General features: G+C 72.7%; 10 protein-coding genes and 1 pseudogene. 2 read left to right on the plus strand and 9 right to left on the minus strand.

What is annotated here, in order from left to right; all coding sequences use genetic code 11:
* Positions 1–29: 29 nt before the first annotated feature.
* Genes OG956_RS03610 through OG956_RS03620 form a run of 3 tightly spaced genes read right to left on the minus strand, consistent with a single transcriptional unit; the run spans position 30 to position 3,698 of the window.
* Positions 30–635, minus strand: a complete 606-nt coding sequence (locus tag OG956_RS03610; RefSeq protein ID WP_330336454.1) for a histidine phosphatase family protein — start codon at positions 633–635, stop codon at positions 30–32.
* Positions 632–2,146: an FGGY-family carbohydrate kinase gene (locus OG956_RS03615; protein ID WP_330336455.1), complete on the minus strand. Its 1,515-nt coding sequence runs from the start codon at positions 2,144–2,146 to the stop codon at positions 632–634. Before OG956_RS03615 ends, OG956_RS03610 begins: the two co-directional genes overlap by 4 nt.
* On the minus strand, positions 2,139–3,698 hold the full coding sequence (locus OG956_RS03620; RefSeq protein ID WP_330336456.1) for an FGGY-family carbohydrate kinase: 1,560 nt from the start codon (positions 3,696–3,698) through the stop codon (positions 2,139–2,141). The genes OG956_RS03615 and OG956_RS03620 overlap by 8 nt, the downstream gene beginning before the upstream one ends.
* Positions 3,699–3,999: 301 nt before the next feature.
* Between OG956_RS03620 and OG956_RS03625 the strand changes: the two genes are divergently transcribed.
* On the plus strand, positions 4,000–4,830 hold the full coding sequence (locus tag OG956_RS03625; RefSeq protein WP_330336457.1) for a DeoR/GlpR family DNA-binding transcription regulator: 831 nt from the start codon (positions 4,000–4,002) through the stop codon (positions 4,828–4,830).
* A 242-nt stretch (positions 4,831–5,072) separates the two neighbouring features.
* Entirely contained in the window at positions 5,073–6,401 is a 1,329-nt protein-coding gene (locus OG956_RS03630) for an MFS transporter (RefSeq protein WP_330336458.1), read from the plus strand.
* A gap of 31 nt (positions 6,402–6,432) precedes the next feature.
* On the opposite strand, the pseudogene OG956_RS03635 reads toward OG956_RS03630, so the two are convergent.
* The 6 genes and pseudogenes from OG956_RS03635 to OG956_RS03660 form a co-directional block, all read right to left on the minus strand.
* Positions 6,433–6,787, minus strand: a pseudogene (locus OG956_RS03635) (AraC family transcriptional regulator); the annotation flags it as partial.
* 152 nt (positions 6,788–6,939) lie between these two features.
* Complete coding sequence (gene sbnA / locus OG956_RS03640; RefSeq protein ID WP_330336459.1) at positions 6,940–7,911, minus strand: 2,3-diaminopropionate biosynthesis protein SbnA; 972 nt, start codon at positions 7,909–7,911, stop codon at positions 6,940–6,942.
* 36 nt (positions 7,912–7,947) lie between these two features.
* A complete protein-coding gene (gene sbnB / locus OG956_RS03645) occupies positions 7,948–9,015 on the minus strand; it encodes a 2,3-diaminopropionate biosynthesis protein SbnB (protein ID WP_330336460.1) in 1,068 nt (355 codons plus the stop codon).
* Positions 9,012–10,016, minus strand: a complete 1,005-nt coding sequence (locus tag OG956_RS03650; protein WP_330336461.1) for a TauD/TfdA family dioxygenase — start codon at positions 10,014–10,016, stop codon at positions 9,012–9,014. The genes sbnB and OG956_RS03650 overlap by 4 nt, the downstream gene beginning before the upstream one ends.
* A gap of 41 nt (positions 10,017–10,057) precedes the next feature.
* Positions 10,058–13,309, minus strand: a complete 3,252-nt coding sequence (locus OG956_RS03655; protein WP_330336462.1) for a non-ribosomal peptide synthetase — start codon at positions 13,307–13,309, stop codon at positions 10,058–10,060.
* Between the two features lie 13 nt (positions 13,310–13,322).
* Positions 13,323–15,884: a Pls/PosA family non-ribosomal peptide synthetase gene (locus tag OG956_RS03660; protein ID WP_330336463.1), complete on the minus strand. Its 2,562-nt coding sequence runs from the start codon at positions 15,882–15,884 to the stop codon at positions 13,323–13,325.
* Positions 15,885–15,958 lie beyond the last annotated feature (74 nt).

Raw genomic sequence — 15,958 nt, forward strand, 5'->3', positions numbered from 1 at the left:
GCACTGGATCGGCGAAGGCGAGCGGTGGCTCAGCGAACGGGTGCGTTGAGGCGGAGCAGGGACGCCTGGCCGTCGCGCAGCCGCAGCTCGGTCAGGGCGCCGTTGTGCAGGGCGGGGAAGACCTGGCGGTAGCGGGCGAGGGGGATGCCGAGGAACCGGCACAGCACCAGGCGCAGCAGGGTGGAGTGGGCCACGACGAGGACGCGCCCGTCGGGGAGCTTGTGCGCGATCTCCTGGAGGCAGGCGGCCGCGCGGTCCGCCGCCGCGGCGGGATGCTCCCCGCCGGGCAGGTGGTGGTCGACCGGGTCGGTGAGGAAGGCGGCGAGCGCCTCGGGGAACGCCTCGGCCATCTCGGCGCGGGTCAGACCGTCGCCGCGGCCGAAGTCCACCTCGCACAGGCGCTCGTCGACCCAGGGCGTGAGGCCCAGCGCGGCCGCCGCGGGCTCGGCGGTCTGCCGGGCCCGGGACAGCGGTGAGCAGAGGACGGCGTCCAGGTGCTGCCCGGCGGCCCAGGCCCCCAGCTCCGCGGCCTGCCGGCGGCCGAGTTCGGTGAGCGGCACGTCGCTGCGGCCCGCGTAGCGGTTGTCCGCGTGCCACACGGTCTCCCCATGGCGTACGAGGAGGAAGTCGGTCACTGTCGGGCCCTTCCACGCGCGTGGCCGGCCACGGCGGGTGCCAGCCAGCCGCGGCGGTCCAGCGCGTCGACGAAATCGAGGTAGACGGGGAGCAGGCGGGCGGTGCGGGCGGGGTCGGGGCGCAGCTCCTCGCGCAGCCGCACCATGGCGCCCGCGGCCTCCTCCAGGGTGGCACCCGAGGCGGTGGCGGCGAGCACCGCCATGCCGAGGGCGCTCTCCGCCTGCTCGGGCAGCCGGGCGGGGCGGCCGAGCACGTCTGCGCGCAGCTGCGCCCAGTAGCGGTTGCGGGCGCCGCCGCCGGTGAAGGTGAGCGGGCCGTCGACGGGGGCGCCGAGGTGGTCGAGGTAGTCGAGGCAGAGCCGTTCGAGCAGGGCCACGCCCAGCAGGCAGGCGTGGAACTCCTCGGCGTCGCCCGTGGGTTCGCCGAGGACGAAGGACTCTGCCTCGGGCGCGCGGAACGGGAAGCGTTCGCCGCCCGAGCCCGCCAGGGGGTAGACGACGGCGGTGGAGCCGGTCGCGGCGGCCCGCGTGGTCAGCGCGTCGAGGTCGGCGGGGCCCGCCGAGGGGAAGCGGTGGGTGAGGATGCCGGCGCCGCTGCTGGAGGCGCCGCCGGGCAGCCAGGTGCCGCCGGGGCCGCGGTGGCAGTAGACCACGCCGCCGGGATCGCGGACGAGGTGGGGGCTCGCCCCCTTGAGCACGAGGGTGGTGCCCAGCACCGCGTTCCAGGAGCCGGGGGTGAGCGCCCCTGCGGCGATCTGCGCGGCGCAGCCGTCGGTCATGCCCGCGGTGATGAGCGTGCCGGCGGGGATGCCGGTCGTCTCGGCGGCTTCGGCGCACACCGTGCCGAGGACCGTTCCGGGCCGTACGACGTCGGGCAGCAGCGCGCCGGGGACGCCGAGCGCGTCGAGTTCGGCCTCGGGCCACCGCTCGGCGATCAGGTCGTAGCCCGTCTTCAGGGCGTGGCTGGCATCGCTCGCGACCTGGTGCCCGGCGAGCCGCCAGGTGATCAGATCGGCCTGGTGCAGCAGGCGGGTGCCCGCCGGCAGGTCCCGGCCGCCCGGCAGGGTTGGGTCGTCCAGCATCCAGAGGAGTTTGGGCAGCGCCCAGGAGGGCTGCATGGCGCGGTAGCCGAGCTTGTCCCACACGCGCGCGCCGTGCGTGTTGACGCGGCTGGTGTACGCGTCGGCGCGGCGGTCGTCGTACATCAGGCCCGGGGTGAGCGGGCGGCCCCGGGCGTCGGCCAGGAGCACGGTCCCGGAGGTGGCGTCCACGGCCAGGCCGCGCACCCGGCGCGGGTCGATGCCGGTCAGGGCCGCACGGCAGGCGGCGGCGAGCGCGGACCACCACTGCTCGGGGTCCTGCTCGTGGCGTACGCCGTCGCGGTGGCCGGTCAGCGGACGGGACGCGGCCGCCAGCAGCCGTCCGGTACCGTCCACGGCGACCGCGCGGGCGCTCTGGGTGCCGAGGTCGAGTCCCAGATGGACGGCCTCGGGTGACAGGGCGTCAGACATGCGGGGTCTCCGGGGTGCGGGGCGGGGAGGCGGCCGGTGCGCCGGCGAGCGGCGCGGCGGGGACGGACGCGGGTGCGGGCGCCCAGCCGAGGGAGCGGGCGGCGTCGCGCCAGGTGATGTACGCGGCGTAGAGCCCGTCGTAGAACGCGGCGCGTTCGCCGTCGGGCTCCCAGCTGGAGCACATGCGGACGTACTTGGCGGCGGCGCTGTGCATGCTGCTCTCCGCCCCGGTGAGGACGAGACCGGTCAGGAACGCGCCCTTGGCGCCCAGTTCCGTGTCGGCGCTGCGGGCCGTCGGCACGCCGGTGACGTCCGCGATGAGCCGGCACCAGGCGTCGCTGGCCGATCCGCCGCCGCACAGGCGCAGTTCGTGGACGGCGGTCCCGGACGCGGCCAGGCAGTCGCGGACGACGAGGGACAGCCCCTCGAAGACGGCGCGGGCGACGTGGGCGGGGGTGTGGTCCAGGGACAGGCCCCAGAAGGCGCCGCGAGCGTGCGGGTCCAGGAACGGGGCCCGCTCACCGGCGGGCGAGAGGTACGGCAGGAACGCCAGTCCGCCCGCGCCCGGCCCGGTGCCGAAGGCGAGCCTGCCGAGCGCGGCGGGATCTGCTGCGCCCAGGGTGCGGCAGGTCCAGTCGAGGACCTCGGTGCCGGAGAGCGTGGGGAAGGCGCGCAGGACGCGTTCGCGGCCGCGGTAGGCGATGTTGATGCCGCACGGCTCACCCCCGGTGTCCGGTTCGCGGGTGACGATCTCGGTGCACAGGGTGGTGCCGAGGATGGCGCAGGCCTGGCCGGGGTTGACGGCTCCGGCGCCGCGGGCGGTGGCGGCGATGTCGTAGGGGGCCATGACGACGGGCAGCCCGGCGGGCAGGCCGAGTTCGGCGGCGGTGGGGCCGGTGATCTCGGCGATGCGCTCGTGCTCGCCGAGGATCCGGGGCAGCAGCGGTTCGGCCCACGTCATCGCGAACAGGTCGAGGATCTCGGGGTCGTACGCGCCGGTGGTGTGATCGAGGAAGGGCGCCGAGGCGTCGGACTCGTCGATGGCGGTGACACCGGTGAACTTCAGGAACAGCCAGCCGGCCGCGGTCAGCGCGGTGCGGGAGCGCCGCAGTCGCTCCGGGTCGTGCTCGGCGAGCCAGCTGAGCACCGCGTTCGGCATGCCGCTGCACGTCAGCGAGCCGTTGCGGCGGAAGGCCCGCTCCAGGACGCCGTCGGCCTGCCAGCGGGTGAGCAGGTCGCCGGCGCGCCCGTCGGACCACAGGATCGCCGGGCCCGTGGGACGGCCGTCGCCGTCCACGAGCCAGCAGCCGTCGCCCTGGGCGGTGAAGCCCACCAGCCATACCGGTTCCTGGGCCGGGCCGAGCCGGGACAGGACGCTGCGCACGGTGAACACGACCCCGTTCCACACCGCGTCCATGTCCTGCTCCGCCCATCCGGGACGGGGCCGCAGCACCTCGGTGCCGATGCGCGAGACCGCCAGCTCCCGGCCCTGGTCGTCGAACACGACGGATTTGATGACCGATGTTCCGACGTCGATCGTGAGAACCGACATGACTTCAATACCTGCCCCTTCGCAAAGGCCCGCGCCCACGGAACGGGCCCGTCGAATCGGACGGTCCGGCCACGGACGGCTCGCAGAAATCAGGAAACGCGTCTCCGCGAGGGCCGTCAATCCGTCCCGCGACTTGTCCCGCGGCCGGCCGCGCGCGCCGTGTGACATTCCGTCCCGGGCCCGCCGCGGCTGCCGGCGCGTGCGCCGCTCACGCGGACACCGGCCGGGCCGCGGCGCGGCCGCACCGTGTTACGTTCGTGTGGGATTCTCATGAGGCTCTTCTCAGGAAGGAGCGGCTGCCGTGGCCGGTCTGGACGCCCGTACGGAGGCGCAGGAGGGGCGCCGGAACCGGGTGCGTGAACTCGTCACGAGCAGAGGGTTCGTCCGCACCAGCGAGCTCGCGGCCGAGTTCGGCGTGAGCGTCATGACCATCCACCGCGACCTGGACGCCCTGCAGGCACAGGGGTGGCTGCGCAAGGTGCGCGGCGGGGCGAGCTGTCTGCCCTCGACACAGTTCCACGGCAGCGCCGGCGAACGCCTGTCGACGATGGTGCTGGCCAAACAGCTGCTGGCGCGGGCCGCCGCCGAGGAACTCGCGCCCGGCCAGGTCGTGATGATCGACGACTCCACGACCTGTCTGCACCTGGTCCGCCACCTGTCGGACCACACCCCGATCACGGCGATCAGCAACTCGCTGCCGGCGATCTCGGCGCTGGCCCGCGAGCCGGGCGTGGCGCTGATCGCCCTGGGCGGCACTTACTTCCCCGCCTACGACGCCTTCATGGGCGCGCACACCGCGCACAGCGTGGAGGCGTTCCGCGCCGATGTGCTGTTCATGTCGACGACGGCGGTGACCGGCGGCCGTTGCTATCACATGTCGCCCGAGACTGTGCAGGTCAAGCGGGCCATGATGGCCGCCGCCTCGCGCCGGGTGCTGATCATCGACCACACGAAGTTCGCCAACCAGGGCCTGTACGCGCTCGCCCCGCTCACCGACTTCGACCTGGTCCTCGTCGACGACGACGCCCCGGCGGGAGAGGTGCGGCGCCTGCGCGACAACGGAGTCCACGTGCGCACCGTGGCGGGGACGTCCGCGGCCTCCTCGGCGCTCCCGTCGCACGACACCACGTGAACATCACACGGTTCTCACTCGGCGCACCCCATCCCGCAGTCGCCCGCACACCGCACTGAGCTGCGGCGGAATGCCGAGGTCCGGGCTCCCCACGCAGCGACGGAACGACGATTTAACACGACGGGTCACCCGGCCGGCGAGGTCTTTCCGATGACGGATTGACCCCGCCCTGGAGCGGTCTTTTCATCGGTCCCACGCCGTACGGCACTCCGCTCTCCCCATTCCGCAAGAAGGTGGCCGACGTGACCGTCCCCCTGAATCTCCCCGCCCCACCCGCGAAAACCGGACATCCCGATTTCCTGGACCGTATCGGCATTCCGAAGGCCCTTTCCTGGGGATTTCTCGGTGTGCTGGTCTTCATGATCGGTGACGGTGTCGAATCAGGATTCCTTTCCCCCTACCTGCTGCACGAGGGCCTCTCCAAGGAACGCGTGGCGCTGCTGTTCACCGTGTACGGCGTCACGGCGAGCGTCTCCGCCTGGTTCTCCGGGGCGCTCTCCGACCTGTGGGGCCCGCGCCGGGTGATGATGCTGGGCCTCGCCATCTGGGCCGCGCTGCAGGTGGCCTTTCTCGGCCTCGCCGTCCCCACGCACCACTACTGGCTGCTGCTGACCAGCTATGGTCTGCGCGGATTCGGTTATCCGCTCTTCGCCTACGGCTTCCTCGTCTGGGTGACGGCGGTGACGCCCAGGCACCGGCTCGGCTCCGCCGTGGGCTGGTTCTGGTTCGCCTTCACCGGTGGGCTGCCCACGCTCGGCTCACTGGTGGCCAGTTTCACGGTGCCGTGGCTGGGCACCTACCGCACCCTGTGGTTCGCGCTGGCCCTGGTGGCGGCGGGTGGCCTGATCGCGCTGTTCCTCGTGCGCGAGCCGACGGGCAGGACACGGCTGGCGCCCATCGGTGAGCGGCCGGTCGCCACGCTGCTCGGCTCGCTCTCCATCGTCTGGCGCAACCCGCGCATCGGCGTCGGCGCGGTGGTACGCACCGTCAACACCGCGGCGCAGTTCGGTTTCCTGGTCTTCCTGCCCGTGTTCTTCACCGACACGCTGGGCTTCTCCCTGACCGAGTGGCTGCGGCTGCTGTCCGCGATGTTCGCCACCAACATCTTCTTCAACCTGCTCTTCGGGCTCGTCGGCGACCGGCTCGGCTGGCAGCGCACCGTCGCCTGGTTCGGCGGGGTGGGCTGCGCGGTCACCACGCTCCTGCTCTACTACGGCACCACGGCCTCCGGCGACGACTTCCCGGCGGCCATGGTGCTGGTGAGCCTCTTCGGTGCGACGCTCGCCGGTTACGTGCCGCTGTCCGCGCTCATGCCGTCGCTGGCGCCGGAGCACAAGGGGCAGGCGATGTCGGCGCTCAACCTCGGCGCGGGCGCCAGCACGTTCGCCGGCCCGGCCGTGGTCGCCCTCTTCCTCGGGCCGCTCGGCGTCCAGGGCGTGATGTGGATCTTCGCCGGACTCTACCTGGCGAGCGCCGGCCTGACCCTGTTCCTGACTCTGCCGGAACAGACCTCGACGGCCGGCGCCGCCGTGGCGGCGCCGGCGACGGCGGGCAGGGCCGAGGGGATGTAGTCACCCCGGCCGCCGCATGCCGCCCGGGACGTCAGCGCCGGGCCGCCTCGCCCGCGTGGACGGCGCCCAGGGCACGCTCGACGGTCTGCTGGTGCTCGCCGAGCAGCCGGATGATCATCCAGGGGGCGAGGTACTGGGAGACCAGGCAACCGCCGGCCATGGCGATGTTCCCCCTGCAGGCCGGCATGGCGTCCAGCAGCCCCAGCCGGGCGAGGACCAGAGCACGCCGGAGCACTGGACTGCCGCGCGGGGTCGAGCCGCAGTCGGCCGGGCAGCCGGTCGTCGGCGACCACGTCCCGTGTCCGTACGCCGCCGCCGATCGGCACCGCGTCGGCCTCGGTCACGAACTTCATCGGGCGCGGCCGGGTCACCTCGACGCCGTTCATCAACGACCGGCGCCGGGCCGACGGTCTCTCCCGCCGCGCCGCCCGAGGGCGGGAGCCGCTGTCGCGGATCGCGGGCCGAAAAGGCTCGCCGGCCCCGCGCGGTCACCGGGTCCGGCGAGCCTGCTCAGCCCGGTGACCGTGCGCAGGGTCCGTCAGCGGCCGGCCTCCAGGGAGTCCAGCGTCTGGTCGCCGTACAGGTCCTGCAGCCAGTTGGTCTGGTAGACGGTATCGAGGTAGCGCTCGCCGAGGTCCGGGGCGATGGCCACCGCGGTGACGGCTCTCCCCTCGTGCCGGGCGAGCCAGCCCGTCGCCGCGCTGACCACCGTTCCGGTGGAGCCGCCGAACAGGTAGCCGCGCCGGGCCAGGCGGTGGCACATGCGGATGGTGTCGGTCTCCTCCACCCGGATCACCTCGTCCACGAAGGACTCGTCGAGCAGCGGCGGGCGCATGCTCATGCCGAGGCCCGGGATCATCCGGCGGCCCGGCTCGCCGCCGAAGGCCACCGACCCCGCGCTGTCCACGGCGACGATCCGCACCGGCCGGTGCCACTGCCGGAAGTAGCGTGCGCAGCCCATCAGGGTCCCGGTGGTGCCCGCGCCGACGAAGAGGACGTCCAGTTCCGGGAACTGGCGCGCGATCTCCGGGCCCGTGGTGCGGTAGTGCGCCCTCCAGTTGCCCTCGTTGGTGTACTGGCTGAGCCAGACGTACCGGTCGTCGGAGGCGCACAGGGCGCGGACGTACTCGATGCGGGCGCCGAGGAAGCCCCCGTTGGAGTCCTGGTCCGCGACGATGTGCACCTCGTTGCCGAGCGCCTCGATCAGCAGGCGGGTGGACAGGTTGCAGCGGGAGTCCGTCACGCACAGGAACCGGTAGCCCTTGCTCGCGGCGATCATGCCGAGCGCGACGCCGAGGTTCCCGGAGGACGACTCCACGAGGACGGAATCCGGTGCCAGGACTCCGTCCCGTTCGGCGCTCTCCACCATCTCCCTGGCGGCCTTCAGCTTGATGGAGCCCGCGAAGTTGAAGGCCTCGCACTTCAGATAGAGCGGGTATCCGCAGACGGACTCCAGATCGACGAAGAGATCGCCCTGGTTGAAGTCGTACGGAGCCGAGACGACAGGCACGGCGGACCTCCTGGTGCCCGGCCGAGGACGACTGCCTCAGCCGTAACGGCGAAGTTCGTGGAAGAAGTCATCGATGACACGCAGGCCGCCCGTCCGGGACACCTCGTCGTAGACGTAACGGCCGACGGCCAGGTCGAGGACGCCTAGCCCGAACGGCGAGAAGACCACCGGCCGGTCGGCCGGGGGTGCGACGCGTCCGGCCATGACGTCGCTGAGCGTTCCGGTCAGGAAGTCGCGGTTGCCGGTGAGCTGTTCGGCCAGGTGGGGTGAGGTGTCGGCCTTCAGGCAGTGCTCGACGTCGTCGACGAAGTTGGCCGAGCCGAGCAGGATCTCGGGGGCGAGGTCGCGCAGCGACACGTGCAGGACGAGCGGGTTGTGGCCGAACCAGGCCGGGTCGGTGACGTGCGGCCGGGCGGCGACGGTGGCGAAGACGACGAGGTCACTGGAGCGGACCAGGTCCTCGGCGCTGTCGTGGACGGTGACCGGTGCGGTGGTGCCGGCCTGGCTCAGGTAGCCGCGGAAGCCGGCGGCGCTGTCGGCGGACACGTCGTGCACGCCGACCGCCTCGAAGGTCCAGCCGGTGCCGGTGAGGAAGGTGTGGATGTAGCGGGCGATCAGGCCCGTGCCGAAGAATCCGACGAGGGTGGGGCGGGGCCTGCCGCGGCTGAGCCGGTCGGCGGCGAGCGCCGCGGACGCGGCGGTCCTGGTGGCGCTGATGATCGAGCTCTCCAGGCAGGCGAACGGGTAGCCGGTGTCGTGGTCGTTGAGGATGAGCACCGCGGAGGCGCGTGGCAGCCCGGCGCTCACGTTCTGCGGGAAACTGGAGATCCACTTCAGGCCGTCCACGCGGTCCGGTCCGCCGAGGGAGGCCGGCAGGGCGATGATCCGGGCCGTAGGGCGGTCGGGGAAGCGCAGGAAGTACGACGGCGGGTTGACCGTGTCTCCGGCGTCGTGCAGCCGGTAGGCGGCCTCGACCAGTTCCACGATCTGCTGCTCGCGTCCGCTCAGGGCGCGCTGCACCTGCTCGCCCCCGATCACCGCGAACGTCGGCACGGGCGCGGGTCCGGACGGGGCCGGGGTGGCGGCCGGCAGTACGTCGGTCATCGCTCGCTCGCCTCCGGGTTCGCCGTGTGGCCGGCCGGGTGCACGGGCTCGGCCATGCCCACCAGGACCTGTCGCTCCCCGGTGAAGGCCTCCCGGCTGTGGGCGGTGCGGATGTTGTCCACGAGCAGCAGGTCGCCGGCCTGCCAGGGCTCGCGCCGGGTGTGCGCCTCGTAGGTGGAGTTGATCAGCTGGACGACGTCCTCGCCGATCGGACTGCCGTCGCCGTAGCGGGTGTTGAAGGGGAGTCCGTCCTCGCCGTAGACGTCCACCAGGTACTCGCGCACCTCGGGGGCGAGGGTCCACTCGTTGAGGAAGGCGATCTGGTTGAACCAGCAGCGCCGGCCCGTGTGCGGGTGCCGGACGACGGCGCTGCGGCGCTGCTCGGTGCGCAGGGTGCCGTCGGGCTGCCAGACGGCGTCGATGGCGTGGGCCCGGCAGTAGCGCTCGATCTCGGAGCGGTCGGCGGTGCCGAACGACTCCGTGAGGCTCGCCCCGATCTCGTCGTTGTAGGTGCGGGTCAGGATCCAGCCCTCGCGCTCGAACCGTTCGGTGAGCGCGGCGGGCAGCGCCCGCAGGACTTCCTCGGCGTCGGCCACCGCCGTCGCCCCGCCCTGCGCGGGCGCGGTGAGGCAGGCGAACAGCATCAGGCCGGGCACGTCGAGCAGGTAGCTCAGTTCGTGGTGCATGCACATCGGCTGGTTGGCGGGCCAGGTGGTGGAGGCGTAGACGCCGGGCAGGTGGACCTGGCGGGGAGCGAAGGCCTCCCGTTCCGTCATCAGACCGCCGGACAGCCGCGCGAAGACGGCTCCGACCTGGTCGGCGTCCCGCAGCCCGAGGCCGCGGACCACCACCGCCCCGTGCTCGGCGACCTGTGCGCGCAGCGCCTCACGGTACTCCGCCGCCCAGCTCAGGGCGTCGTCGAGGGGGTCGACGTGCAGCAGCGCCGGGCTGTCCGGTCGCAGCTGCACATCGAGCGCGGCTGCCGGCGAGGAGAACGGCATCTGGGATTCCTTTCGGTGGACCGCCCGGGGATGCGACGGGCTCAGGAGGAGGCGAGGGGTACGGCGTTCTTCAGCACGGCCTGGGCGGCGTCGGCCGGGCGGGTGCGCAGGAAGTAGTGGCCGCCGTCGGCGAGTTCGTGCAGTTCGACGTGTTCGGCCAGCAGCAGCCAGTCCCGGTGCCGGTCGGCGTGGCCGGCGGTGTGCGGGTCGTCGGCGGCGACGACCACGGTGACCGGTGCGGACAGTCGTTCCGGCGGCGGCGACTGGAGGGCCTGCTGGAAATAGCGGTGTGCGCACAGGCTGTCGTGCCGGTAGGCCGCGCCGATGTGTGCGGCGTGCCGCTCGTTCAGCTCGGCGAGTTCGGCGTAGCCGGCGTCCCGGGTCAGCCGCCGCGCGATCTCGGCGTCGTCGAGGTGCGTCAGTTCCTCGGCGGCGGCGTGCCGGCCGTCGGCCGTGCCGAGCAGGTGCGCCGCGAGGAACAGGCGTGTCACGCGCACGCCTCGCCGGCCGAGTCTCCGGGCCGTCTCCACCGCCGGTGCGGCGCCCGAGGAATGGCCCCACAGCATGACCCGGTCCAGGCCACGGGCGGTGATCTCGGCGGCGACCCGCTCGGCCACCTCCTCGAGCGGCGCGAACGGCTCGGGGTGCTCGGCCAGGTGGTGGCCTGGGAGGTCGACGGCGAGGACCGCCACGCCGGCGGCGGCCAGCGCGCTCGCCATCGGCTGGTAGTTGACCGCGTTGCCGCCCGCGTAGGGGAAGCACACCAGCACGGACTGCGGGGCGCCGCTCGCGCCGGACAGGGGCACCAGCAGGTCCGGGCGTCGCCGGGCCGTGCCGTCGATGAGGGCGGCCAGGTCGGCGAGGACCGGATGCCGGGTGATGTCCTTCAGGGACACCGCGCGGTCGAGGGCGAGGGTGAGCCTGACCGCGGTCAGGGAGGTGCCGCCGCAGTCGAAGAAGTGGGCCGTGCGGCCGATCTGCCGCGCGGGCACTCCCAGCAGTTCGGCCCAGGCCGCGGCCAGCCGCCGCTCGGTCGGGGTGAGCGGGCCGGTGCCGTCCTCCGCCTCCGCGTCCGGTGCGGCCGCTTCGGCCCGTGCGGTCAGGGCCTTGCGGTCGGTTTTGCCGTTGGCGGTCAGCGGAAGGCTCTCCTGCCAGTGGAAGGCCGACGGGACCATGTAGTCGGGCAGTGTCGTGGCGAGCGCCTCCCGCAGGGTCTCGGGCGGCTGCCGTCGCCCGGTGTAGAAGGCGATCAGCTGCTTGCCGCCGCCGGACCGCTCGGCGACGACCACCGCGCCGTCGCGGACGCCGTCCACGCGCAGCAGCGCGTTCTCGATCTCGCCGATCTCGATCCGGAATCCGCGGATCTTGACCTGGCTGTCCCGGCGGCCCAGGAACTCCAGCTTGCCGCCGGGGTGCCAGCGTCCCCAGTCCCCGCCCAGGTAGAGCCGTTCACCCGGCCGGTACGGGTCCCTGCGGTAGGCCTCGCGGGTGCGCTCGGGGTCGTTGACGTATCCCCGGCCGACGCAGACTCCGGAGAACGCGATCAGTCCGGGGGCGCCGAGCGGCACCAGGGCCAGGTGCTCGTCCACGACGTAGACGCGGACGTTGTTGACGGGCCGTCCGAGCAGCACCCGCTCGGGCACCTCGGTGAGGAGTTCGTGGTTGGTGTCGTCCGACGTCTCGGTCAGCCCGTAGGCGTTCAGCAGCCCGGTTCCCGGCCGGACGGCGAACCAGCGCTGGACCAGCTCCCGTTTGAGCGCCTCGCCGGTCACCGACACGCACCGCAGGTCCGGCAGGGTGCGCGGGTGCCGCTCCAGATACGAGACGACGACCTCCAGGTAGGAGGGCACGAGCTGCGCCACGGTGACCCGGCCGCGCTCCAGTGTGTCGACGAAGCGCTCCACGTCCGTGATGGCGTCCTGCTCGACCAGCAGGGTCCTCCCGCCGGCCAGCAGCGGGGCCAGGAGCTGCCACAGGGAGATGTCGAAGCACTGCGGGGCCGTCTGCGCCACCACGCATCCCTCGCCGAGCGCCAGGTCGTCGATCTTGGCGTGGAGATGGTTGAGCATGCCCGCGTGCTCGCACATCGCTCCCTTGGGCTCGCCGGTGGAGCCGGACGTGAAGTAGATGTAGGCGAGGTCGCCGGAGTCCACCCGGACGCCGAGGTCGTGGTCGGCGTGCCCCTCGGCGCAGGCGGTGTCGACGCGCAGTGTCCCGACGTCCGGGAGCGTGGCCAGCGCCTGGTCGAGGGTGCCGGTGCTGCCGGGCTCGGTCAGGACCAGCCGGCAGCCCGCCCGGGACAGCGTCGCCGCGATGCGCCCGGCGGGGAAGTGCGGCTCGATCGGCAGGTACGTGCCGCCCGCCTTGAACACGGCCAGCACCGCGGCGAGCCAGTCGAGGTCGCGTTCGGTGACGACGGCGACGACATCCTCCCGGCCCAGGCCCCGCGCCAGCAGCGCTCGGGCCAGCCTGTTCGCGCGCCGGTTCAGCTCGTCGTACGTCCATTCCCGCTCGCCGTGCACGGCCGCCACGGCCTGCGGGTGCGCCCGGACGCGCTGCTCGAACAGTTCGTGCACCCGGGCGTCGGGCAGCGGCCGGCGGGGCCCGGCCAGGCCTTCCAGCTGTTCCCGCACCTCCTCGGCCGACAGCAGGCTCTGCCGGGTGTGGTCGGCGGCCGGATCGGCCGTCATCAGTCCGAGCGCCGTGAGGTGGTAGCCGCCGATACGCGCGGCGGCCGTGGCATCGAGCACGTCGGCGCGGTGGCGCAGGCGCAGCGTCAGCCGTCCGCCCCGGTCGGACCAGCGCACCTGGAGGGCGCCGTCGTCGGCGTGGCTCTCGTCGGCTCCGAGGGGACCGAACACGACCTCGTACGGCGGCCGGGTCGCGTCCAGTTCGCGCCGCAGCTTCTCCACCGGGAACTCCCGGTGCGCCAGTACCTCCGCCTCGGCGTGCGCGGCGGCGGCCAGCAGGGCGTGCCAGGATCCCGGCGGTACGGTCACCCGGCACGGCAGCGGCTCGCCGCGCACGCCGGTGGTGTAGCCGGTGACCACGTCCGGCTCACCGGACAGCACGGCCAGCACCTTCAGGTGTGCGGCCAGCATCAGCACGCTGACCGGCGTTCCCCGGCGCCGGACCAGTTCCCGCACCGCCTGCGTCACCTCGGCCGGCACGGGCATCTCGTGCTCGGCGGCTCCCGCGGCCGGCTCCCGGGCCCAGCGGGGCACCGTGGTGACACCGCCGGCGGTCAGTACCCGGCTCCAGAACTCCCGGTCCGCTTCCACGCACGTCTCCATCGAATGGCCTTCCTCAGCTCACGGTCGCCGTGGCGGCGTCGGCGGCCGGCGTCGCCCGGCCGGGTCCGCGGGTCCGGCTGCCGCCCTCCGGCAGGTCCACCGCGGGATTGCCGCCCCACGTCGCGTTCGGGGGGACCTCCTCGCCCTTCATGAGGAAGGAGTCGGGGGCCAGCACCGAGCCGTCGCCCATGGTCACGCCGTAGTGCACATGGGCGCCGACGCCGAGCGTGCAGCCGGTGCCGAGCGTGGTCCGGTCGGACTTGAAGGTGCCGTCCTCCTGCGAGTGGCACTGGATCTTGCTGCCGGCGTTGAGCGTGCACGCGTCGCCGATGGCGGTGAGGGTCCGCTCGGTCAGATAGCAGCCGTCGTCGAACACCCCGCGGCCGATGCGCACGCCCAGCAGCCGCCAGACCAGGCTCTTGAAGGGAGTTCCGTTGTAGACCTCGAGGAACTGGGTCGGCACCTTCCACAGCCGCTCGTGCCACCAGAAGTACGGGTCGTAGATGGAGCACAGCCGGGGGCGCAGCGGACGGAACGCGGTGATGCAGCGCTCCACCAGCACGAAGTACGCGGTGGAGAAGGCGAGCGTGATCGCCAGGTACCCGGCGATCACCACGTGTCCGGCCAAGCCGTACAGGTCCACGGAGGCGAGGCCCAGCAGGGTGAGCGCGAAGGTGTGCAGCCATCGCACGAGCAGCATCAGCAGCATCGAGTGGAGGTTGTAGCGGTTCTTGGCGGCGAGCCGGCGGCGGAACGCGTCACCCGTGCGGAGGTGGTCGAACCGCGCGTCGCGCTCCACCGAGCGGGGGATCTCGAAGCACGGTGAGCCGAGGAGCCCGACGCCTTCCCGGACTTCGCCGTCGAGGGGGATCATCACCTTCGTCGCGAGCAGGCAGTTGTCGCCCGTCCGGCCGCCCGCCGGGTAGGCGATGTTGTTGCCCAGGAAGTTGCGCGGGCCGATCGACACCCTGGACAGCCGGAAGGACGTGCTGGAGTAGTCCGCGTTGAGGACGGAGAGGCCGTCGGCGACCATCGTCCCGCTGCCGACGGACACCAGCAGCGGCGTCTCGTGCTGCACTTCGGTGCCGAAGTTCGATCCGGTCTGCTCCACCCGCGAGAGGTCGTATCCGATGCCGCGCAGGTACGGCACGATGTACGAGCTGTCCCCGAAGAGCCAGGCGAAGAACTTGACGTTGGTCATGCGGGCCGTGGCCCGGTGCAGCGCGTAGTGGAGTCCGTAGAGCGGATAGACCTTGCCGGGGCGGACGACCAGGCCCAGCAGACGCGGGACGGTGGCCAGGACCAGCAGGCCCAGAGCGGTGCACCCGAAGAACAGCACGAGGGAGAGCACCAGCGCGTCGGAGAGCAGCTGAGAGCGGGAGAGGACGGCCGTCTGCGGGTCGAGCCGCTCGCCGATCGCCGGCACCTCGGTGAACAGCATGTACGCCCCGCCGACGACCAGGGGGACGTACAGCAGGAAGAGCTGCAGCAGGGTGCCGAGGCCGAACCAGGCCCGGCGCGCGGTGCCGCACCGGGCCGGCGGGACCCTGGCGTAGTCGGTCCGGGTGGGCTCCGCCGGGGATCCGTGCCAGCGCTCGCCGTCCGGGACCGCCTGGCCCCGGTGCAGGGCGGACGCGTGGCCGAGCTGGGCGCCGTCGCCCATCGACGTGTCGATGTCCAGGACGGTCTTCTCGCCGACGAAGACGTCGCGGCCCAGTGTGACCCGTCCGGTCTGGATACGGCCCGCGTGCGCCCGGTAGCCGAGGAAGAACGAGTCCTTGCGGATCACCGTCCCCGCGCCGATCGTCAGCAGGTCGGTGCAGACCGGGACCGTGCGGGACAGGATCGTGACACCCTTGCCGACGCGCGCGCCCAGGGCCCGCAGATACAGCACGTACAGCGGAGTACCGGTGAGGAAGACCATCGGATTGGCGTGCAGCAGCGCCTTGACCAGCCAGAAGCGCAGATACGTCAGGCCCCACACGGGGAACTCCCCCGGTCGCCAGCGGCCGATGAGCAGCCACTTGGCGACGACCGGGAAGGCGCACACGGTGACGAACCCGACGCCTCCGAACACGACCGACCGCAGATAGACGTCGGCCACGCCCGAGCCGGTGGCGATCCACTCGTACCCGGTGGCGGTGACGAGTCCGGAGACGAGGGAGTAGCACAGGAAGGCCAGCAACTGGACGGTCCCGCACAGGAGGTGGGTCCGCCTGTTCCCGGCCGGCTTCGGCAACGGCACGGGCTCAGGCTCCGACGACGGCAGGCGTGCCGGCGCCGGCGGGGCGGTGTGTTCGAGAGCCGCGGCCAGGCTCCGGATCGTGGGGTGCCGGTAGATGTCCCGCATGGACGGGGACGGCAGATCCGCCCGTTTCCGTATCCGGGCGCAGAACTGCGCCATGACGAGGGAGTTGGCGCCCAGGTCGGTGAAGAAGTGACTGTCCACCGGGACGGTCTCGGCCCCCAGCAGGCCGGCCAGCACCTGGGCGAGCCTCGTCTCGGTCTCCGCCGGGCTCATGGCGGCGGCAGGTTCGTCCGGCTCCGCCAGGACCTCGGAGGACTGCTCCGCCATGCGCTCTCCTCTTGGGACGGGGATGTTCCTGATCACGAACCGGCGGATCCAGTGTGTCCGGATACGTGTGAATA

Source organism: Streptomyces sp. NBC_00557 (assembly GCF_036345995.1).
In the GTDB taxonomy this organism is placed as follows: Bacteria; Actinomycetota; Actinomycetes; order Streptomycetales; family Streptomycetaceae; genus Streptomyces.